Source organism: Kineococcus radiotolerans SRS30216 = ATCC BAA-149 (assembly GCF_000017305.1).
In the GTDB taxonomy this organism is placed as follows: domain Bacteria; phylum Actinomycetota; class Actinomycetes; order Actinomycetales; family Kineococcaceae; genus Kineococcus; species Kineococcus radiotolerans.
The window spans coordinates 2,676,182-2,695,813 of the sequence record NC_009664.2 but is presented as its reverse complement, the minus strand read 5'-3'; the positions used below and the strand labels follow the sequence as shown (position 1 = coordinate 2,695,813).

At 75.7% G+C, this 19,632-nt stretch carries 19 protein-coding genes; 15 read left to right on the top strand and 4 right to left on the bottom strand.

Annotation, left to right across the window (positions count from 1 at the left end; translation table 11 throughout):
• Positions 1–31 precede the first annotated feature (31 nt).
• From KRAD_RS12895 to KRAD_RS12860, 8 genes are read left to right on the top strand one after another with little or no spacing between them, the layout of a single operon-like run.
• Positions 32–1,396, top strand: a complete 1,365-nt coding sequence (locus KRAD_RS12895) for a type 2 periplasmic-binding domain-containing protein (RefSeq protein WP_012086056.1) — start codon at positions 32–34, stop codon at positions 1,394–1,396.
• On the top strand, positions 1,396–2,346 hold the full coding sequence (locus KRAD_RS12890; protein WP_012086055.1) for a carbohydrate ABC transporter permease: 951 nt from the start codon (positions 1,396–1,398) through the stop codon (positions 2,344–2,346). The genes KRAD_RS12895 and KRAD_RS12890 overlap by 1 nt, the downstream gene beginning before the upstream one ends.
• Positions 2,343–3,272 carry a carbohydrate ABC transporter permease gene (locus KRAD_RS12885; RefSeq protein ID WP_012086054.1) on the top strand — a complete coding sequence of 310 codons (930 nt, stop codon included), beginning with the start codon at positions 2,343–2,345 and terminating at the stop codon, positions 3,270–3,272. Before KRAD_RS12890 ends, KRAD_RS12885 begins: the two co-directional genes overlap by 4 nt.
• Positions 3,272–5,698 carry a glycosyl hydrolase family 95 catalytic domain-containing protein gene (locus tag KRAD_RS12880; RefSeq protein ID WP_012086053.1) on the top strand — a complete coding sequence of 809 codons (2,427 nt, stop codon included), beginning with the start codon at positions 3,272–3,274 and terminating at the stop codon, positions 5,696–5,698. Before KRAD_RS12885 ends, KRAD_RS12880 begins: the two co-directional genes overlap by 1 nt.
• Complete coding sequence (locus tag KRAD_RS12875) at positions 5,695–6,540, top strand: fumarylacetoacetate hydrolase family protein (protein WP_012086052.1); 846 nt, start codon at positions 5,695–5,697, stop codon at positions 6,538–6,540. Before KRAD_RS12880 ends, KRAD_RS12875 begins: the two co-directional genes overlap by 4 nt.
• The gene (locus tag KRAD_RS12870; RefSeq protein ID WP_012086051.1) at positions 6,540–7,901 is read left to right on the top strand and encodes an enolase C-terminal domain-like protein; all 1,362 of its coding nucleotides are present in this window, start codon (positions 6,540–6,542) and stop codon (positions 7,899–7,901) included. The genes KRAD_RS12875 and KRAD_RS12870 overlap by 1 nt, the downstream gene beginning before the upstream one ends.
• The gene (locus KRAD_RS12865) at positions 7,898–8,683 is read left to right on the top strand and encodes an SDR family NAD(P)-dependent oxidoreductase (protein WP_238985746.1); all 786 of its coding nucleotides are present in this window, start codon (positions 7,898–7,900) and stop codon (positions 8,681–8,683) included. The genes KRAD_RS12870 and KRAD_RS12865 overlap by 4 nt, the downstream gene beginning before the upstream one ends.
• The gene (locus KRAD_RS12860; RefSeq protein ID WP_012086049.1) at positions 8,680–9,717 is read left to right on the top strand and encodes an aldo/keto reductase; all 1,038 of its coding nucleotides are present in this window, start codon (positions 8,680–8,682) and stop codon (positions 9,715–9,717) included. Before KRAD_RS12865 ends, KRAD_RS12860 begins: the two co-directional genes overlap by 4 nt.
• 16 nt (positions 9,718–9,733) lie before the next feature.
• Here KRAD_RS12860 and KRAD_RS12855 read toward each other — a convergent pair whose 3' ends face one another.
• Both KRAD_RS12855 and KRAD_RS12850 read right to left on the bottom strand, forming a co-directional pair.
• Positions 9,734–10,600 carry an SDR family NAD(P)-dependent oxidoreductase gene (locus KRAD_RS12855; RefSeq protein WP_012086048.1) on the bottom strand — a complete coding sequence of 289 codons (867 nt, stop codon included), beginning with the start codon at positions 10,598–10,600 and terminating at the stop codon, positions 9,734–9,736.
• A 43-nt stretch (positions 10,601–10,643) separates the two neighbouring features.
• Positions 10,644–11,384: a FadR/GntR family transcriptional regulator gene (locus KRAD_RS12850; RefSeq protein ID WP_012086047.1), complete on the bottom strand. Its 741-nt coding sequence runs from the start codon at positions 11,382–11,384 to the stop codon at positions 10,644–10,646.
• A gap of 101 nt (positions 11,385–11,485) precedes the next feature.
• Between KRAD_RS12850 and KRAD_RS12845 the strand changes: the two genes are divergently transcribed.
• Positions 11,486–12,286 carry an exodeoxyribonuclease III gene (locus KRAD_RS12845; RefSeq protein ID WP_012086046.1) on the top strand — a complete coding sequence of 267 codons (801 nt, stop codon included), beginning with the start codon at positions 11,486–11,488 and terminating at the stop codon, positions 12,284–12,286.
• A 62-nt stretch (positions 12,287–12,348) separates the two neighbouring features.
• Complete coding sequence (locus tag KRAD_RS12840; protein ID WP_049821195.1) at positions 12,349–12,912, top strand: hypothetical protein; 564 nt, start codon at positions 12,349–12,351, stop codon at positions 12,910–12,912.
• Between the two features lies 1 nt (position 12,913).
• Here KRAD_RS12840 and KRAD_RS12835 read toward each other — a convergent pair whose 3' ends face one another.
• Together KRAD_RS12835 and KRAD_RS12830 are read right to left on the bottom strand one after the other, a co-directional pair.
• The gene (locus tag KRAD_RS12835; RefSeq protein ID WP_012086044.1) at positions 12,914–13,531 is read right to left on the bottom strand and encodes a DUF1684 domain-containing protein; all 618 of its coding nucleotides are present in this window, start codon (positions 13,529–13,531) and stop codon (positions 12,914–12,916) included.
• Between the two features lie 22 nt (positions 13,532–13,553).
• A complete protein-coding gene (locus tag KRAD_RS12830) occupies positions 13,554–14,018 on the bottom strand; it encodes a DUF2000 domain-containing protein (protein WP_012086043.1) in 465 nt (154 codons plus the stop codon).
• A gap of 49 nt (positions 14,019–14,067) precedes the next feature.
• Here KRAD_RS12830 and KRAD_RS12825 point away from each other — a divergent pair, with 49 nt between their 5' ends.
• The 5 genes from KRAD_RS12825 to KRAD_RS12805 all read left to right on the top strand — a co-directional run bounded on the left by KRAD_RS12825 (position 14,068) and on the right by KRAD_RS12805 (position 19,619).
• Entirely contained in the window at positions 14,068–14,856 is a 789-nt protein-coding gene (locus tag KRAD_RS12825; protein WP_041292077.1) for a helix-turn-helix transcriptional regulator, read from the top strand.
• Between the two features lie 194 nt (positions 14,857–15,050).
• Positions 15,051–16,349, top strand: coding sequence for a mannitol dehydrogenase family protein (locus KRAD_RS12820; RefSeq protein ID WP_012086041.1), 1,299 nt, complete (start codon positions 15,051–15,053; stop codon positions 16,347–16,349).
• Entirely contained in the window at positions 16,346–17,326 is a 981-nt protein-coding gene (locus KRAD_RS12815) for an SDR family oxidoreductase (RefSeq protein ID WP_012086040.1), read from the top strand. The genes KRAD_RS12820 and KRAD_RS12815 overlap by 4 nt, the downstream gene beginning before the upstream one ends.
• Entirely contained in the window at positions 17,323–18,885 is a 1,563-nt protein-coding gene (locus tag KRAD_RS12810; protein ID WP_012086039.1) for a mannitol dehydrogenase family protein, read from the top strand. The genes KRAD_RS12815 and KRAD_RS12810 overlap by 4 nt, the downstream gene beginning before the upstream one ends.
• Entirely contained in the window at positions 18,882–19,619 is a 738-nt protein-coding gene (locus KRAD_RS12805; RefSeq protein WP_012086038.1) for an HAD family hydrolase, read from the top strand. Before KRAD_RS12810 ends, KRAD_RS12805 begins: the two co-directional genes overlap by 4 nt.
• The last annotated feature ends 13 nt before the right edge of the window (positions 19,620–19,632 follow it).

Here is a 19,632-nt window from a genome sequence, read left to right as displayed (position 1 = left end):
CCACGGCCACGACGAACTCCGAGGGGACACGATGACCAGGACCGTCGACGCGGACGACGACCGCGCAGCAGACCGACCCGGCAGCGCGGCGGGTCCGACCCGCCGCTCCTTCACCGCCCTCGGAGCGGCCCTCGGGGCGGGCGGGCTCCTGGGAGCCTGCAGCAGCGGGGACGGCAGCAGCGGGGACGGCGGTTCCGGCGGCTCGAAGAGCGAGGCCCTGCAGTTCTGGGGGTGGGTGCCCGGTCTGGAGGACCTCGTCGCGACCTGGAACGCCGCGAACCCCGACGTCCCCGTGGAGTTCCACCGCATGACCGGCGACGACGGCAAGAAGGTCGAGGCGGCCGTGGACGCGGGCGCCGGACCGGACATCGTGCAGCTGTCGACCCACGGGCTGCCCGACTACGTGATCAACGAGCGCGTCCAGGCGATCACCGAGTTCGTCCGCGACGATGAGAACCTCTACACCCCGGCCTCCTGGAAGTCGGTGACCGTCGGCGAGGACGTCTACGGCCTGCCGCAGGGCAGCGGCCCCACGGCGATGATGTACCGCGAGGACATCCTCCAGCAGCACGGGATCGCCGTACCCACCACCTACGCCGAGTACGAGGCCGCGGCCGCGGCCCTGCACGCCGCCGACCCGGACGTCTACCTGGCGGGGTTCTCCCCCAGCGAGATCGGGCAGTGGGTCCAGGACGTCTCGCAGGCCGGCGGTTCCTACTTCGGCATCGAGGGCCAGGCGTGGGACGTGGTCGTCGACAGCCCCGCCAGCCAGGAGGTCGCCGCCCGCTGGCAGCGCCTGCTCGACGCCGGCCTGCTCAAGGTGACCGAGATGTGGACCCCCGACTACTGGGCCGCCGTCAACGCCGGCCAGATCGCGACCATCACCTACGCCGCCTGGTTCCCCGTGCAGCTCATCGAGAACTGCGCCGACCTGGCCGGGAAGTGGAAGGTGGCTCCCCAGCCCACCGCCGGCGGCGAACCGGTGGCCGGTGACAGCGGTGGCGCGGCCAACGTCGTGCTCGCCGGCGCCACCGACCTCGAGGGCGCCACGAAGTTCATCCGCTGGCTCAACGGTGACCCCGCCTCGGTGACCGAGCTCATCTCGGTCGGGGGCATCTTCCCCACCGCGAAGTCCGGTTTCGACGACCCCGCCCTGGCCGAGAAGTTCCCCTACTTCGGCGACCAGGCCATCTACGACGTCTACCGCGACGCCGCCGACGTCACGCCCGCGACGTGGACCGACGGGCCCGCCAACGGCCAGGTCGACTCCGACCTCACCGACGGGTTCGGGAAGGTCGCCACCGGCGGCACCACCTTCGCCCAGGTGCTCGCCGACGCCGACGCCGCGGCCGTGGCGCGGCTGCAGAAGGCGGGGCTGGACGTGGTGGGCAGCTGATGAGCTCCACCACCGGGACGGCCCGCCACCCCGGCCCGGGCCGCCGGACGGCGGCCCGGGCCGGTCAGCGGGTCGCCCCCTACCTGTTCGTCGCGCCGTTCGCGGTCCTGTTCCTGGTGTTCCTCGTCGCCCCGATCCTCCTCGCCCTGGGCACCAGCCTCTTCGCGCGGAAGTCGGCCGGCGGGCTGGGCTTCGGCGGGTCGACGCGCACGGTGTTCGCAGGGCTGTCCAACTACGCGACGGCGCTGACCGACTCCGACTTCGTCGCCGGTTTCGGCCGGGTCCTGCTCTACGGCGTCGTCCAGGTCCCGGTCATGCTGCTGCTGGCCCTCGGACTGGCGCTGCTGTTCGACTCCGCGGCCGTCCGGTTCCGGAAGTTCTTCCAGGCCGCCGTCTTCGTCCCGTTCGCCATCCCGGGCGTCATCGCGGCCCTGCTGTGGGGTTTCCTCTACCAGCCCGGGGTCAGCCCCTTCGTCGGGTTCCTCGCCGGCCTCGGGGTCGACGCCGACTTCCTCGCCCCCGGCACGGTGCTGTGGTCGCTGGCCAACATCGGGGTCTGGTCCTCGACGGGCATCAACATGATCATCCTCTTCGCGGCGCTGCAGTCGGTCCCGACCGAGGTGGGTGAGGCCGCCCGGATGGACGGCGCGGGCGAGGCGCGGATCGCCTTGAGCGTGAAGCTGCCCCTCATCGCGCCCGCCCTGCTGCTGACGACCCTGTCCTCGGTCATCGGGACGCTGCAGCTGTTCAGCGAACCCAGCGTGCTGCGCAACGTGACCTCGAACATCACCAGCGACTACACCCCCAACATGGCCATCTACTCGGCCTCCTCCGAGGGGCAGGACCCGAACCTGGCCGCGGCCATGGCCGTCCTGCTCGGCCTCGCGACCCTCGTGCTGTCCCTGGTCCTCATGCGGATCTCCAACCGCCGGAACGGAGCGCTCTCGTGAGCGGACGAGACCTCGTGGACCGGGTCGTCCCCGTGCGCCCGCCCTCGCGGCGGCGGAGCGCGTCCCGGCCGACGACGGGCGGGGAACGTCCCTCGCTACCGGTGCGGCTCCTGGCGATGGTCGCGGTCGTCGTCGCCGCGGTGTACTTCCTCGCCCCGGTCTACTGGCTGGTCGTCGCCTCGACCAAGTCGGCCAGCTCGCTGTTCACGACCCCGGGGTTCTCGTTCGCCGAACCCCAGCTGCTGGACAACCTCGCCGAGCTGTCCGGCTACGACGACGGGATCTTCTGGCGCTGGGTCCTCAACACCGTCGTCTACTCCGTGGTGGGTTCGGTGCTCACCGTCCTGGTCTGCGCGGCCTGCGGGTACGCGCTGGCCATGTACGAGTTCCGCGGCAAGCGCGTCGTCGTCGGCGCGATCCTCGCCAGCCTGCTCGTGCCGGGCACGGTGCTGGCCCAGCCCACCTACCTCCTCGTCGTCCAGCTCGGCCTGAACAACACCTACGCCGGGGTGCTGCTGCCGTCCCTGGTCTACTCCTTCGGCGTGCTGCTGTGCATGGTCTTCGCCCAGTCCTCGGTACCGCGCGAGCTGCTGGAGGCCGCTCGCCTCGACGGCGCGGGGGAACTCCGCATCTTCGTCTCCATCGGGTTGCGGTTGATGAGCACCGGGCTGGTGACCGTGCTGCTGTTCGCCTTCCTGGGCAGCTGGAACAACTACCTGCTGCCGCTGCTGGTCCTCACCGACCAGGAGCTCGTGCCGCTGACCGTCGGCCTGACCGGGTGGAGCCAGTCCTCCATCACGATCCCCGGGCTGCAGGTGCTCGTCGTGACGGGCTCGCTGGTCTCCGTCGTCCCCGTGGTCGCGGTGTTCCTGGGGCTGCAGCGCTTCTGGCGCTCCGGCCTCACCGCCGGCGGGGTGCGGTTCTGATGCCCGCGCACCGGCTGCGCTACGAGGGCCCCGCCACGACGTGGCTGGAGGCGCTGCCCGTGGGCGACGGGCGCCTGGGCGCGGTGTGCTGGGGCCTGGCCGACGGCGAACGGCTCTCGCTCAACGACGACCGGGCCTGGTCCGGGCCCGTCGGCGGCCCCCACCACCCCACCCCGCCCGACCACCCCGACCGGGTGGAGGCCGCGCGCGCCGCCGTCCTGGCCGGCGACCCCACCCGGGCGGGCGAGCTGCTGGAACCCGTCGTCCACCACACCCAGGCGTTCCTGCCCGTCGGGGACCTGCTGGTCACGACGGCCGCGGCCGCCGCGCCCGGCGTGGTCCGGGGCCTGGACCTGGGCACCGCGACGGCGTGGTCGCAGCGGCCCGTCCCGGGCGGCACCGTCCGGCACGAGACCTCCGTCGGCGCCGGGGTCCTCGTGCACCGCGTCACCGCCCCGGGGGCGGGGACCGGCCTGCGCCTGGCCCTCGCCTCCCCGCTGCGCCCGGCCGGGTCCACCCTCCGCGTCCCCGACGGGGACCCGGGCGGGCTGGAGTGGCGCACGCTGCTGGACCTGCCCGAGGACGTCCACCCCTGGCACCCCGACCAGCACGAGGACCCGGTGCGGTGGGCCGCGCCCGGTACGCCGTCGCGGCAGGTGGCCGTCGTCGTCCGCGTCCGCTGCGACGGGACCCCCCGCGCCGCGCCGGACCCCGCCGGCCCGGTGGAGGGCCCCGCCTGGGACGGGGTGCGCGAGGCGCACGTCGTCGTGGCCGTGGAGACCCCCGACCCCGCCACCGACCCCACCGGCCGCCCCGACGTCGAGGCCGCCGCGGCGCGGGCCGCCGCCGCGGTGGCCGACCCGGGCGCGGTGCGCGAGCGCCACCGCCGCGAGCACGCCGAGCTGTTCGGGCGCAGCGACCTCGACCTCGGCGGGCGGGTCCCGGCGGGGACGACGACCGACGCCCTGGTGGGGCTGGCCGAGCACGACGAGGACGCCGCGCGGGTGCTGGCCGCGCTCGCCGTGGCCCACGCCCGCTACCTCCTCGTCACCGGCTCGCGGCCGGGAACCCTGCCGCTGACGCTGCAGGGCATCTGGAACGAGGAGCTGCAACCGCCGTGGAGCAGCAACTACACCCTCAACGTGAACCTGCCCATGGCCTACTGGCCGGTCCAGCCGTGGGGGTTGCCGGAGTGCGCCGAGCCGCTGCTGGCCTTCGCCGAGCGCCTCGCCGCGGCGGGGACGGCCACCGCCGCGGAGATGTACGGCGCCCGGGGCTGGGTCGCCCACCACAACAGCGACGGCTGGGCGCAGACCCGCAGCGTCGGCGGCGGCTGGAACGACCCGGCGTGGTCGGCGTGGCCCTACGGCGGGGTCTGGCTGAGCCTGAACCTGCTGGACGCCCTGGACTTCGCCGCCGACCCCGGACCCCTGGCCCGGCGCGTGCTGCCCGTCGTGGAGGGCGCCGTGCGGTTCTGCCTGGACCGGCTGGTGGTGCTGCCCGACGGGACCCTCGGCACCGCCCCCTCGACGTCGCCGGAGAACCACTGGCTGGACGCCGCGGGGAACGCGCAGGCCGTGGAACGTTCCAGCACCTGCGACCTGGAACTGACCCGCGGGCTGCTCACCGGCTGGTCGCGGTGGGCCGGGAGGCAGACGCACGCCCCAGTCCCGGCGGACCTGCGGGCGGAGGTGGAGGCGGCGCTGGCCGGCCTGCCGCACCCGGGCACCGGGGCGCGCGGGGAGCTGCTTGAGTGGCACGCGGAGCTGGCCGAGGCCGAACCCGAGCACCGGCACACCTCCCACCTCGTGGGCCTGTACCCGCTGGGCACGATCGCCGCCGGGACCTCCGCGGCGGCGGCCGCGGCCCGGTCGCTGGACCTGCGCGGACCGGAGTCCACCGGCTGGGCCCTGGCCTGGCGGACGGCGCTGCGGGCCCGGCTGCGCGACGGGGCCGCCGTCGGCGACCTCGTGCGGCGCTGCCTGCGCCCGGCGACCGACGGGCACGGCACCGGCGGTGGGGCGGCGCACCGGGGCGGGCTGTACCCGAACCTGTTCTCCGCCCACCCGCCCTTCCAGGTCGACGGCAACCTCGGCTTCGCGGCCGCGGTGGCCGAGGTCCTGGTGCAGTCCGGCGCGGACCGCGTCGACCTGCTGCCGGCCCTGCCGCCGCAGTGGCCGGAGGGGCGGGTGCGCGGGCTGCGGACCCGCGCCGGCGTCGAGGTCGACCTCACCTGGTCCGGTTCCGCGCCGGTCTCCGTCCGGCTGCGGTACCTGCGGCCCTCGACGGTGCGGCTGACGTTCGGCGGCACCGTCCTGGCCGAGACCTCCGGAACCACCGGCGACGAGCACGACGTGCCCCTCGCCGCTCCCCCCGTCCGCGACACCCCGGGCCCGAGCGCCCGGGAGAGGAGAGGAACCCCGTGAAGATCCTGCGCACCGGCCCCCCGGGTGAGGAGACCGCCGCGGCCCTGCTGCCGGACGGATCGGCCGTCGACCTCACCGGGGTCCTCGACGCCCACCGGCCGTGGTCGGCGGCGGACCTCGACCGCGCGGCCTCCGCCGTCCGCGCCGGTCTGCCCGCCCTGGACCTCACCGGTCGCCGCGTGGGCGCACCGCTCCCCCGCCCCGGCACGATCGTGTGCATCGGGCTGAACTACCGCGACCACGCGGCGGAGACCGGCGCGCAGCTGCCGACCGAACCCGTCGTGTTCCTCAAGTCGTCCTCGACGGTGGTGGGCCCCCACGACACGCTGCTCATCCCCCGGGGCAGTTCCAAGACCGACTACGAGGTCGAGCTCGGCGTCGTCCTCGGCGCCCGGGCCCGCTACCTGGAGAGCGCGGAGGCCGCGCTGGAGGTCGTCGCGGGGTTCGTGGTGTCGCACGACGTGTCCGAGCGCGAGTTCCAGCTCGAACGCGGCGGGCAGTGGGACAAGGGCAAGAGCTGCGAGACGTTCAACCCGCTGGGGCCCTGGTTCGTCACCGCCGACGAGGTCGCCGACGTCGGCGCGCTGGGTCTGCGGACGTGGGTCAACGGGGAACTGCGCCAGGACGGGTCCACGGCGGACCTGGTGTTCGGCGTCGCGGACGTGATCCGCTACCTCAGCTGGTTCACCGTCCTCGAACCCGGGGACCTGGTGAACACCGGGACCCCCGCGGGGGTGGCGCTGGGGCAGCCGGACCCCAAGCCCTACCTGCGCCCGGGGGACGTGGTCGAGTGCGAGATCGACGGCCTGGGCCGGACCCGCAACGTCGCGGCGGCCGCGTGATGGCGGGGCCGGAGAGGTTCACCCGGTTCGAGACCCTCGACGTGCGCTTCCCCACCTCCCGCCACCTCGACGGTTCCGACGCCATGAACCCCGACCCGGACTACTCCGCCGCCTACCTCGTCCTGGGCACCGACGACCCGCGATCACCGGAGGGGCACGGTTTCGCCTTCACCATCGGCCGCGGCAACGACGTGCAGGTCGCCGCGATCAAGGCCCTCGCCGGCCACGTCCTGGGCCGCGACGTCGAGGAGGTCCTGGGCGACATGGGCGCCACCTGGCGGTCCTTCGCCGACGACTCGCAGCTGCGGTGGCTGGGCCCGGAGAAGGGCGTCATGCACATGGCCGTCTCCGCCGTCGTCAACGCGCTGTGGGACCTCAAGGCCAAGCGCGCGGGGTTGCCGCTGTGGGACCTGCTCTCGCGGATGTCCCCGGAGGAACTCGTCGCGCTGGTGGACTTCCGCTACCTCACCGACGCCCTCACCCCCGAGGACGCGCTGGAACTGCTGCGGGCCGCCGTCCCCGGCCGGGCCCGGCGGCGGGCGGAACTGCTGCGCGAGGGCTACCCCGCGTACACCACGACCCCGGGCTGGCTGGGCTACTCCGACGAGAAGCTCGTGCGGCTGGCCCGCGAGGCCGTCGCCCAGGGGTTCCGCCAGATCAAGCTCAAGGTCGGCGCCGACGTCGACGACGACGTGCGCCGGATGCGGCTGGCCCGGGCGGCGGTGGGGCCGGACGTGCGCATCGCCGTCGACGCCAACCAGCGCTGGGACGTCGGCCCCGCGGTGGAGTGGATCCGCGCCCTCGCCCCCCACGACCCGTGGTGGGTGGAGGAACCGACGAGCCCGGACGACGTCCTGGGCCACGCCGCGATCCGCCGCGCGGTGGCGCCGGTGAAGATCGCCACCGGTGAGCACGCGCACAACCGCGTGGTGTTCAAGCAGCTGCTGCAGGCGGGTTCCCTGGACGTCGTGCAGATCGACGCGGCCCGCGTCGCGGGCGTCAACGAGAACGTCGCGATCCTGCTGCTGGCCGCGAAGTTCGGGGTCCCGGTGTGCCCGCACGCGGGCGGGGTGGGGTTGTGCGAACTGGTGCAGCACCTGTCGATGTTCGACTTCGTCGCCCTCACCGGGACCACCGAGGACCGGGTCGTCGAGCACGTCGACCACCTCCACGAGCACTTCGTGGACCCGGTGCGGCTCTCGCGGGGGAACTACCTCGCCCCCACCGCACCCGGGTACTCCGCCGAGATCCGCCGGGAGTCGCTGCTGCGCCACGTCTTCCCCGGCGGGGCGGAGTGGGCGGGGGTCCCGGTCGCGGTCCCCTCCCCGGCCGGGCCGCACGCCGAGGAGGTGGCGCGGTGAACGGCGCGGCGGGCGGCGCGGGGGTGGCCGGCCTGCGGGTCCTCGTGACCGGCGGCGCCTCCGGGATCGGCGCCGCGACCGTGCGGCGCTTCCTCGCCGAGGGGGCGCGGGTGGCGGTCCTGGACCGGGTCTTCGAGGACTCCCCCGCCGTGCCGGGCGACGCGCTCGCCGTCGTGGCCGACCTCACCGACGACGGCGCCGTGCGGGCCGCGGTGGCGGCGGCGGTGGAGGGCCTCGGCGGGCTCGACGTCCTCGTCAACAACGCCGGCACCGGGGCGCGGGGCACGGTCGCCGACAACGACGACGCCGAGTGGCACCGGGTGTTCGACGTCAACGTCGTCGGCGCCGTCCGCGCCACCCGCGCCGCGCTGCCGGCCCTGCGGGCGTCCCCGCACGCCGCGATCGTCAACACCTGCTCCATCGCGGCGTGGGCGGGCCTGCCGCAGCGGGCGCTGTACTCCGCGACGAAGGGCGCGGTGCAGGCCCTCACCCTGGCCATGGCCGCCGACCACCTCGCCGAGGGGATCCGGGTGAACTGCGTGAACCCCGGGACCGCGCGCACCCCGTGGGTCCAGCGCCTCCTCGACGCCGCCGACGACCCCGCGGCGGAGCTCGCCGCGCTGGCCGCGCGCCAGCCCGGCGGGCGGCTCGTGGAGGCCGACGAGGTCGCCCACGAGATCGTCCACCTCGCCGACCGCCGTTCCGGCGCGGTGACCGGGGCGGTGGTCGCGGTCGACGGCGGGATGCACGGCCTGCGCGTTCCCCCTACGGTGCGGGCGTGACCGCCGCCGCTCCCGACCTGCCCACCCGTCCGCTGGGGGGTTCCGGGCTCCGGGTCCCGGTGCTGGGGTTCGGCGGCGCCGGCGTCGGGAACCTCTACGCCGCGGTTCCCGACGACGTCGCCGCCGCCACCGTGCGGGCCGCGCTGGACGCCGGCGTCCACTACGTCGACACCGCGCCGCACTACGGGCTGGGGTTGTCCGAGGAACGCCTGGGCGCGGTGCTGCGGACCCGGCCGCGCGAGAGCTTCGTGCTGAGCACCAAGGTGGGCCGGCTGCTCGTCCCGCAACCCCCGCCGCACGGGCGCGACGGGATCTTCGACGTCCCCGCGCACCGACGGCGGGTGTGGGACTTCACCGCGGCGGGGGTCCGGCGCAGCCTGGAGGAGAGCCTGGAACGGCTCGGCCTGGACGCGGTGGACGTGCTGCTCGTGCACGACGCGGACGATCACGAGGACGAGGCCCGCGCCGGGGCGTTCCCGGAACTCCTGCGGATGCGCGAGGAGGGCCTGGTGCGGGCGGTGGGGGCGGGGATGAACGCCACCGCACCGCTGACGCGGTTCGTGCGGGAGTTCCCCCTCGACGTCGTCCTCGTCGCCGGGCGCTACGACCTGCTGGACCAGTCCGCCCTCGACGACCTGCTCCCCGCCGCGGCGCAGCGCGGGACGTCGGTCGTCCTCGGCGGGGTGTTCGGGTCCGGGGTCCTCGCGGTGGACCGCCCCGGCGACGACGCCACCTACCGCTACCGGCCCGCCCCCGCGGACGTCCTGGCCCGCGCCCGCCGCCTGGCCGACATCGCGCGCGAGCACGGGACGACGCTGCCCGCTCTGGCCCTGCAGGCGGTGCTGGCCCACCCCGTGGTGGCCGCCGCCGTCGTGGGGGTGCGCAGCCCGCAGGAGGTGGCGCGCAACGTCGGGCTGCTCGGCGCCGACGTGCCGGCGGAGGTGTGGGCGGCGGTCCGCGCGGAGGGGCTGGTCGACCCCCGGACGCCGCTGCCGGAGCTGCCGCCGGAGCCCGGGGGCGCGGACCGGCGGTGACCGGCCCGGGCGGGCGTCAGGCCGGCACGCCGACCAGCTGCGCCGACCGGACCCACAGCTGCTCCGCGAGCTCCACGTCGTCGGCCTGCCGGTTCACCCGTCCCGGGGCCAGCCGGTCCAGGTAGGCGCCGTCCACCGTCTCCGGGTCGGGGCGCACCGCCAGCCGCCACAGCGGTTCGGCCCCCTCCTCGGGCGTGACGGCCAGGACGCGCCGCAGCGGTGTCCGGTACAGGACCCCCGCCACCACCGAGTCCCGCGCGAAGCGGGTGGCCACCACCCCGGGGTGGAAGCACGAGGCCGTCGCCGTGCCCCCCAGGCGCCGGCTCAGGGCCCGGGTGAAGAGGACGTTCTCCAGCTTCGTCGTCGCGTAGACGCGGAAGCCCCGGTACCGGCCCCGGCGCGAGTCCAGGTCGTCGAGGTCGACGCGCCCGAGGAGGTTCGCGGCGCTGGAGGTGGTGACGACCCGGGCCCCCGGCGTCGCCTCGATCCGCTCCCGCAGCAGCGCGGTCAGCAGGAACGGCGCGAGGTGGTTGACCTGGAACGTCGTCTCGTGACCGTCCGGGGTCTCCGTCCGGCGCGCGCTGGAGCCCCCCGCGTTGTTGGCCAGCACGTCGATCCGGTCGCACCGCTCCAGCAGGTCGCCGGCGAGGCGGCGGACGTCGTCGAGGCGGGCGGCGTCCACCAGCAGCGGCTCCACCCCCAGCTCCGCGGCGAGCGCCCGGGTGCGCTCGGGGTCGCGGCCGACGGGCACGACCCGCGCACCGGCCCGTGCGAAGCGGCGCGCGGCGGCGGCCCCGATGCCGGAGCTGGCGCCGGTGACGACGACGGTGCGCCCCCGCAGCGGCGGGGCGGGCGATGGGGTGGGCGGCGGGGCGGGGGTCACCCGGGCATCGTGCGGGCCGCCGCGCGCCGGCGCACGCCCACCCTCAGGCGTGCCCGGCCAGGAAGTCCTCCACGGCCAGCAGGTGGTGACCCATCCGCAGCCGCGCCCGGTCGGGGTCGTGGTCGCGCAGCGCGGCGAGGATCGCGCGGTGCTCCTCGGTCGTGCGGGCCACGGCCTGCTCGTCGGCGACGGCCCGCCACACCCGGGCGCGCACCGTGCGGCCGGCGAACGCCTCCACCAGCACCGCCAGCACGGGGTTGCCGCAGGCCCGGGCGATGACCTGGTGGAAGCGGATGTCGGCCTCGACGAACTCCCGCGGGTCCACCGGCTCCGGGCCGGACACCGCGGCGAGGGCCTCCTCGGCCGCCGCCAGGGCCTCGTCGTCGATGGAGCGGGCCGCCAGCGCCGCCGCCTCGGTCTCCAGCACGCGGCGCACGGCGTGCAGGGCGGGGGAACCACCCGGCTGCTGCAGGTCGACGAGGAAGGCCATCGGGGCCAGCAGCAGCGAGGGGTCCAGCGCGGTGACGTAGGTGCCCGCGCCCTGGCGGGTCTCCAGGACGCCGAGGTGGGACAGGGCCCGGACCCCCTCGCGCAGCGGGCCGCGGGAGACGCCCAGGGTCCGGGCCAGGTCGGCCTCGACGGGCAGGCGCTGGCCCGGTCCCAGGGTCCCGTCGAAGATCATCGACTTGATGCCCTCGACGACCACGTCCGTCTGGGAGGGCGGGGGCGGCGGGGTGCGCGCCGGGGCGGGGTCCGCCACCCCGGCGGGGGGCTCGCTGGGCACGGGGGGCCTCCAGGGGTGTGCTGCCGTCGGGGGCCCGAGCGTAGTCGTCTGACGACTCGCCCGGGGGGGCGCTCCGCGGGGCGCGCGGTAACGTCCGGCGCGTGCGCCTCGCCACCTGGAACGTGAACTCCGTCCGCGCCCGCCTGGACCGGGTCCTGGCCTGGATCGACCGCAGCGACGTCGACGTCGTCGCGCTGCAGGAGACCAAGTGCAAGGACGAGCAGTTCCCCGAGCAGGCCTTCCGCGACCTCGGCTACGAGGTGGCCCACCACGGGCTGTCGCAGTGGAACGGGGTGGCCCTGCTCTCCCGGGTCGGCCTGGAGGACGTGAGCACGGCCTTCTCCCCCGACGTCCCGCGCTTCGGGGAGCCGCCGGTGGTCGAGGCCCGCGCGGTCGGCGCGCTGTGCGGCGGGGTGCGGGTGTGGAGCCTGTACGTGCCCAACGGGCGCGGGCTGGAGGACCCGCACTACCCCTACAAGCTGGAGTGGCTGGAGCGGCTGCGCGAGGCCGGGCGGGGGTGGCTGGCGCAGGACCCCGCCGCCCAGGTGGCGCTGGTGGGCGACTTCAACATCGCCCCCACCGACGAGGACGTGTGGGACCCGGAGGCCTTCGCCGGCGCCACGCACGTGTCCGCCCCGGAGCGGGCGGCGTTCACCGCGCTGGTGGAGGCCGGGTTCGCCGACGTGGTGCGCCCCCACGCCCCCGGTCCGGGCACCTACACCTACTGGGACTACCAGCAGCTGCGCTTCGCCAAGCGGCAGGGCATGCGGATTGACTTCGTCCTCGGTTCCCCCGCGCTGGCGGCGCGGGTGAGCGGGGCGACCATCGACCGCGAGGAGCGCAAGGGCAAGGGCGCCTCCGACCACGCCCCCGTCGTGGTGGAGCTTGCGCCGAACGCGTGAACCCTGCCCGAACGGCCTCCGCGGGGGCGACGCGGACCCTTCCCCTCACTAGATTCCCAACGGTGCGAGCACCTGTCAGCTGCGACGACCTCGAGCGGGTCGAACTGAACGCGGCGAACGACGCCCGGGGCCAACGAGCCGTCGCGGACCTCCTGCAGTCCTGGGCTCGGCGGGCGGTCCCGGGGGACTCCGTCTCGCGCGGCCGGCTGCTGGTGGCGGCCAGCGAGCACGCCGCCTTCGCCGGGGACGCGAGCCGGGCGCTGCGCCTGGCGCGGCAGGCCCTGGCCACCGGCGACGTCGTCGCCCCCGACACCCGCTGCTACGTCGTCTCGGCGCTGCTGGTGTGCGGGCACCTGCGCGAGGCCGTGGTCCTCGCCGACGAGGTCCTCGACAGCCGCGGCGACGACGTCGACGTCTACCTGCACCTGGGCGAGGAGTTCTCCTGGCACCGCCAGGCCGAGGAGGCCTCCCGCATCTACACGCTGGGGATGTTCCGCTGCGCCGGCGACGACGACGCCACCGAGCAGCTGCTGGGCGCGTGGCGGCGGGGACGGGCGCCGCGCACCCTGGACCTGCGCGAGCGGCTGGCGGCGGCGGTCCCGGCCCAGGGCGGCGGGCTGGACTGACCTAGCGCGCGGCCCAGTCCCCGGCGGCCTCCCCGGCCGTCACGGCGACCGCGACGGTGTTGCCGGGCGCGGGCAGCGGGCAGGCCCACGCCGGGTCGTAGGCGCAGCTGGGCGGGTAGGCGAAGTTCAGGTCCACGACGAGGCCCGCGGCGGTGCTGCCGAGGTCGGCGCCCTTGACGGTGTCCAGGACGTAGCGCCCGCCGCCGTAGCCGGGGCCGGGGTCCTTCAGCGGCAGGAACAGGCCCCCGCCGTACTGGTCCAGCCACCACACGTCGAGGGTGCCGACGCCGGCCAGGGCGACGGTCCCGACGCGTTCGAAGGAGACGGTGCCGTCGGTGCCGGTGGCGGCCTCGCGGGTCAGCGGCGGGGCGGGCTCGACGGGGACGACGAAGCGCGCGGCCGGGTCGTAGGGGGCCACGGGCAGACCGGTGAACGCGGCCCGGTCGGCGGGCAGCAGCGGGCTGGCGGGGTGGGTGGCGAACAGCTCGTCGCGGCCGGCCACCCACCGGGCGTGCCCCTCGGCGGGGTCGGCGGCGGCGCGCACGTCGGCGTAGAGGGCGCCGACGCGCCGGCGCCAGTCGAGGACGTCGAGCCGGGGCGAGGGGTCGGTCGGGGTCACGCCCGCGACCGTAGCCCGCGCCTCACGGGTGCGGGTGGGCGCCCTTGAGGACCTTGTCGACGGCGTTCTTCGGCCCGTGCAGGGCGAGCCCCACGAGGTCGAGGTCGGCCCCGGCGACCGCGGCCACCGCGGCCCGGTTGGCCGCGTCGTGGCCGGTCGTGAACATGTCCGCGGTGAAGACCGCCACCGGCAGCCGCCGTCCCGCGGCGCGGGTGCACGCGGTCCGCAGCACGTCGCGGTCGCCCTCGAGGACCAGGACGGGCCGGCCCAGCAGCGCGAGGTAGGCCGCGCCGTCGGCGTCGGCGTAGGGCTCCCCGACGAGGTCGGGGTGGGCGGCCGTGATCCCGCTGGCGAGGAACGCGGCGACGTTGAGCCGCTGCCACGTCGCGAGGTCGTCGCGGACCAGGACGGCGGTCTTGGTGTCGAAGCGGACGGGAGCGGGGTCGTGGTCGTGTTCCCGGTCGTGGCCGTGGTCGTGGTCGTTCACGGGCCGATCGTCCGGGTCCGCGCCCCGCCGGGTCTTGTACGTTCCTGAGGTGGGAGCAGCCGGTGGTGACCTCGTCCGCAGCTGGCGCCCGGACGTGCCCGGGATCGCCGAGGTCCTGCACGCGCGGTTCGTGGCGCACGCCTACCCCCTGCACGTCCACGACACCTGGACGGTCCTGCTGGTGGACGCGGGCGCGGTCCGCTACGACCTGGGCCACCGCGCGCACGGCACCGGCTCGCTGGTGACGGTGCTGCCCCCGCACGTCCCCCACGACGGGCGCGCCGCGACGAGCGCGGGGTTCCGCAAGCGGGTCCTCTACCTGGAGGGCGACGCGCTGCCCCCGGCCCTGGCCGGGCGGGCCGCCGACGCCCCGGAACTGCCCGACCCGCGGCTGGCCGCGGCGGTGCGGCAGCTGCACGCGGGTCTGCTGGACGGGCGCGAGCCGCTGGAGGTGCAGTCGCGGGCCGCCGTCCTGGTCGACGCCGTCGGCGCCCACCTCTCCCGCGCGCCCGCGGCGCCGGCGCGCGACCAGCCGCTGGCGCGTCGGCTGCGGTCGCTGCTGGACGCGCACGTGGTCGAGGGCCTGGCGCTGGCGCGCGCGGCGGACGAGCTCGGCGTCACCGGCGCGCACCTGGTGCGCACGTTCACCCGGGAGGTCGGGATGCCGCCGCACGCCTACCTCACGACCCGGCGGGTCGACCTGGCCCGCCGGCTGCTGCTCGCCGGTCACCGTCCGGCCGAGGCCGCGGTCCTCGCCGGCTTCCACGACCAGTCCCACCTGAACCGGCACTTCCGCCGCGTGCTGGGGACGACCCCGGGCCGGTTCGCCGGGCGCTGAGGCGGCGCCGAGGCGGCGCCGGGCGCCGGGTTGCCGGGTCCCGGCTCCGGTGGTGGACTGGAACCGCCAGCCGGGGAACCGGCTGGGTCCTGCGCGGGTGGTCCCCGCGCAGCCGGTCGAACTGGCGGCCGCCCCCCGGAGACCCCGTCCCACGACGTCGCTCTCCCGATGCCCCGGTGGCAGTCAGGCACCCCATGAGCACCACCTGGTCCGACGAGACCCCCCTCCGATCCACCCCCACCGAGACCCCGGAGCCCGCCGTCGCCGGCGACCGGGGGCTGCGCACCCCCGCGGTCGTCCACCTCGGGGTGGGCGGCCTGCGGCTGGCGCACCACGCGGTCTGCCTGCACGAGGTCGTGCGACGGCGCCTCAGCGACGACTGGGGGCTGGTGCACGTGGAGCTGCGCCCCCCGGGCGAGGACGGGCTGATCCGCCTGGACCGCGAGCGCGACCACCGCGTGCAGCTGCCCGGGACGTCCTCCCCGGAGTTCCGCGAGGTCGAGGTGCTCACCGAGTTCACGACCTCCGCCGACGACTCCGCCGCCGTCCTCGACGTCCTGGCCGACCCCGCCACGAGGCTGGTCACGCTGCGGGTCTCCGAGGAGCAGGAGTTCTTCGGCCTCTGCGCGGCACCCGAGCACCCCGCCGCCCGGATCGCCCACGGCTACCTGGTGCGGGCCCTGGCCCGCCGGCGGGACGCGGGCCTTCCCCCCTTCACGGTGCTCTCCTGCGACCCCGTGCCGCGCAACGGGGCCCGCACCCGCGACGCCGTCCTCGAACTGGCCCGGCGGACGGACCCCCTGCTCGCGGACTGGATCGGGCGCGACGTCCGGTTCCCCGGCAGCCTGGTCGACCCGACGCTGCCGGGCGGGTCCGCCCTGCCGTTCCGCTGGGTCGTCGAGGACGACTTCGGCCACGGCCGTCCCCCGCTGGAGGAGGCCGGCGCTCACCTGGTGACGCACACCGCGCCCCACGAGCAGTTGCGGATGCACCTGCTCGACGGGGCCCGCTGCGCGCTGGGCCTGGTCGGGGGGACCGCGGGGGCCCGGACCACCGCCGAGGCCCTGGCCGACCCGCGGGTGCGGGCCTTCCTCGGCGGCTTCCTGGAGGAGGCGGCGTCGTCGCTGCTGCACGTCCCCGGCGTCGACCTCCCCGGGTACCGGGCCGCGGTCCTCGCCCGCCTCGCCGGGGCGGACGAGCCGCTGCCGCGCAGCGGGTCCGCGGCGGTGTCGGCCGTGGTGCTGCCCTCCCTGCGCCAGGCGCTGGACCACTACCGCCCCCGGCGCCACCTCGTCCTCGCGGTCGCCGTCTGGCTCCTGACGCTGCCGGGCAGCGGCGGCGACGCGAGGACGATGCTGCGGCAGCACCACGCGCTGCTCGGGACCCTCGCCGACGACCCGCACCTGACCGCCGAACTGCAGGAGGCGCTCGTGCTGCTCGCCGCCGGCACCTTCGACCCCCGCCCCACCGACGCACCGGAGGAGACCCCGTGACCAGGCGAGACGTCGCGGAGCAGGTGGTCGTCGTCCTCGGCGCCTCCAGCGGCATCGGCCGCGCCACCGCCCTGGAGTTCGCCCGCCGGGGCGCGACGGTCGTGTGCGCCTCCCGCGGGGAGCAGGCGCTGCGGACCCTCGTCGAGGAGATCACCGCCGCCGGGGGCCGGGCGCAGGCGTTCCGGGCCGACATCACCCGCGTCCAGGACCTGCAGGCGCTGGTCGCGGCCGCGGAGAGCGCCCACGGCCGCGTCGACACCTGGGTCACGATGGCCGGGGTCAGCGTCTACGGGACCGTCGACGACATCCCGCTGGAGGAGTTCCGCCGCGTCGCGGAGGTGAACTACCTCGGGCACGTGGCCGCGGCGAAGGTGGCCGTGCCCGCGCTGGAACGTTCCGGCGGTGGTGTCCTGGTCGGCATGGCCTCCGTCGAGGGGGTCCGCTCGCTGCCCTTCCACGCCCCCTACACGGCGTCGAAGTTCGCCGCCCGCTCCTTCTACGACGCCCTGCGGGTGGAACTGGCCCACGCCGGCTCCCCGGTCGCGGTCAGCACGATCCTGCCGGCCGGGATCGGGACCCCGTTCTGGGAGAACTCCCGCAACCGCACCAGCCACCTGACCAAGCCCCCGCCGCCGCCCTACGCCCCCGAGCTGGTGGCCGACGTCGTCGTCCGGATGGCCACCCACCCCCGGCGCCAGGCCGTCGTGGGCGGGGCCTCGCTGGGTTTCATCCTCGGGGAGAAGTTCAACCCCGGACTCACCGACGTGGTCCTCAGCCTCGTCGGCCGCCGCATGCAGACCAGTCGCCGACCCGACAACGGAACGGACATCGTGAGCACTCCCACCCCCGGCCCCGGGCAGGTGCACGGCGAGCACGCCGGCCACCTGATCCGTCGCGACCTGTTCACCACCCTCTCCGCGCGCCTCCCCCGCCCGGGCGAGGCCCTGCTGGCCCTGCGCGCGCGGTGGGCCCGGTGAGCGCGCCCACCCCTCCGCGCCCCGTCGCCCTGCGCGAGGAGAACCTCGGCGACCTGCCCGCCGACGTCGCCGTCCCCGGCTACGACCGGTCCGCCCTGCGGCCCGCGATCGTCCACATCGGGGTCGGGGGTTTCCACCGCGCCCACCAGGCCGTGTACCTCGACGACCTGGCCCGCACCGGTGAGACCGGCTGGGGTCTGGTCGGGGTCGGTCTGCGCAGCCCCGAGATGGGGCAGGTCATGGCCGACCAGGACCGCCTGTACCTGCTGGTCGAGCGCGGGGACGACGCCGACCGGGCCCGCGTCGTCGGCGTCGTCGACCGCTACCTGTTCGCCCCCGACGACCCGGAGGAGGTGCTGCGGACGCTGGCCGACGAGGAGACCCGGCTGGTCACCCTGACCATCACGGGCACGGGGTACCGCATCGACCCCCACACCGGGGAGTTCGACGCCGACGACGACGACGTGCGCGCCGACCTGGCGGACCCGGCGGCGCCGCGGACCGTGTTCGGGTTCCTGGCCGAGGCCCTGAACCGGCGACGGCGGGCGGGTCTGGTGCCGTTCACGGTCCTGTCCTGCGACAACGTGCCCGACAACGGCGCGGCCGCCCGCACCGCGGTCGCGTCCTTCGCCCGGCTGCGCGACCCGGAGCTGGCGGACTGGATCGAGGCCGAGGTCGCGTTCCCGGGCAGCATGGTCGACCGGATCACCCCGACGACCACCCCGGAGGAGCGCGACGCGATCGCCGCGGCGACCGGGGTCGACGACCGGTGGCCGGTGATCACCGAGCCCTTCACCCAGTGGATCGTCGAGGACTCCTTCTGCAACGGCCGGCCCCCGCTGGACCGGGTCGGCGTGCAGTTCGTCGAGGACGTGGCCCCCTACAAGGCCATGAAGACCCGGATGCTCAACGCCAGCCACTGCGCACTGGCCTACCTGGGCATCCTGGCCGGGTTCTCGACCATCGACGAGGTCCTGGCCGACGACACGTTCCGCGCCTACCTGGAACACCTCATGGACGACGAGATCGCGCCGCTGCTGCCCCCGGTGCCCGGGGTGGACCTCGAGGACTACCGGCGCAGCCTGGTCCGGCGCTTCTCCAACCCCAAGATGGGCGACCAGCTCGGCCGGCTGGGCCGGCGCGGGTCCACCAAGATGCCCGACTACGTCTTCCCCTCGGTGTCGGCCGCGATCGAGGCCGGCCGCCCCCACCAGTTGCTGCTGCTCGCGGTGGCCGGTTGGATGAGGTTCCTGCGGGGCTACGACTACGCCGGGAACGACGTGCCGGTCTCGGGGCCGCTGTCCGAGCGGCTGGTCGAGCTGGCCCGCGAGGGGCTGACGGAGCCGGAGGCGCTGCTCACCGAGCGCAGCGTGTTCGGCGGCCTGGGCGACGACGCGGGGTTCGTGGCCGGGGTCGAGGTGGCGCTGCGGGCGCTGGAGGAACAAGGACCGCGGGAGGTCATCGCGTTGTACCTGGGACTGAACGTCGAGAGGGACCTGGACGTGGAGCTGGACGTGACCGACCGCGCGGACGTCGCGACCGCGGGGGCCGCCCGGTGAGCACCCGCCCCGTCCCGCTGGAACCCGCGCGGATCACGACCCTGCTCTGCGACGCCGACGGCACGATGTTCCCCTCGGAGGAACCGGCCTACGCGGCGTCCGCGGACGTCACGAACCGGTTCCTGGCCGAGCTGGGGGCCGAACGGCCCTTCAGCCCCCAGGAGCTGCAGGGCATGACCAACGGGAAGAACTTCCGGGCCGCGGCGCAGGAGCTGGCCCGCGGCTACGGCCGCGACCTGGGCGCCGCGGACCTGGACGCCTGGGTCGAGGAGGAGAAGGACGTCGTGACCGCGCACCTGCGCACGGTCCTGCGCCCGGACCCCGCCGTCCGCGACCCCCTGGTGGCGCTGTCCCGGCGGTTCTCGCTGGCGGCGGTGACCTCCAGCGCGACCTCGCGCCTGGGGGCCTGCCTGGACGTGACCGACCTCGCGGAGCTGTTCGACCCCGCCCGCCGCTTCAGCGCCGAGGACTCCCTCGACGTGCCCACGAGCAAGCCGGACCCGGCGGTCTACGCGTTCGCCGGGAAGGAGCTCGGGGTCACCCCCGACGAGGCCGTGGCGGTCGAGGACTCCCTCAACGGCGCCCTGTCCGCGGTCGCCGCCGGGTTCCCCACGATCGGGACGGTGCAGTTCGTCGCCGAGGCCGAGCGCGACGCCCGCCGCGAGGCGCTGCGGGAGGCCGGGGTCGTCGTCGTGGTGTCGTCCTGGGCGGAGATCGCGGACCTGCTGGGCTGAGGTCCCGTCCGGC

Bases quoted from the DNA above. Each gene is read 5' to 3' on its own strand.
- KRAD_RS12880 (WP_012086053.1), top strand. From the start codon at position 3,272: ATGCCCGCGCACCGGCTGCGCTACGAGGGCCCCGCCACGACGTGGCTG.
- KRAD_RS12890 (WP_012086055.1), top strand. From the start codon at position 1,396: ATGAGCTCCACCACCGGGACGGCCCGCCACCCCGGCCCGGGCCGCCGG.
- KRAD_RS12895 (WP_012086056.1), top strand. From the start codon at position 32: ATGACCAGGACCGTCGACGCGGACGACGACCGCGCAGCAGACCGACCC.
- KRAD_RS12820 (WP_012086041.1), top strand. From the start codon at position 15,051: ATGAGCACCACCTGGTCCGACGAGACCCCCCTCCGATCCACCCCCACC.
- KRAD_RS12870 (WP_012086051.1), top strand. From the start codon at position 6,540: ATGGCGGGGCCGGAGAGGTTCACCCGGTTCGAGACCCTCGACGTGCGC.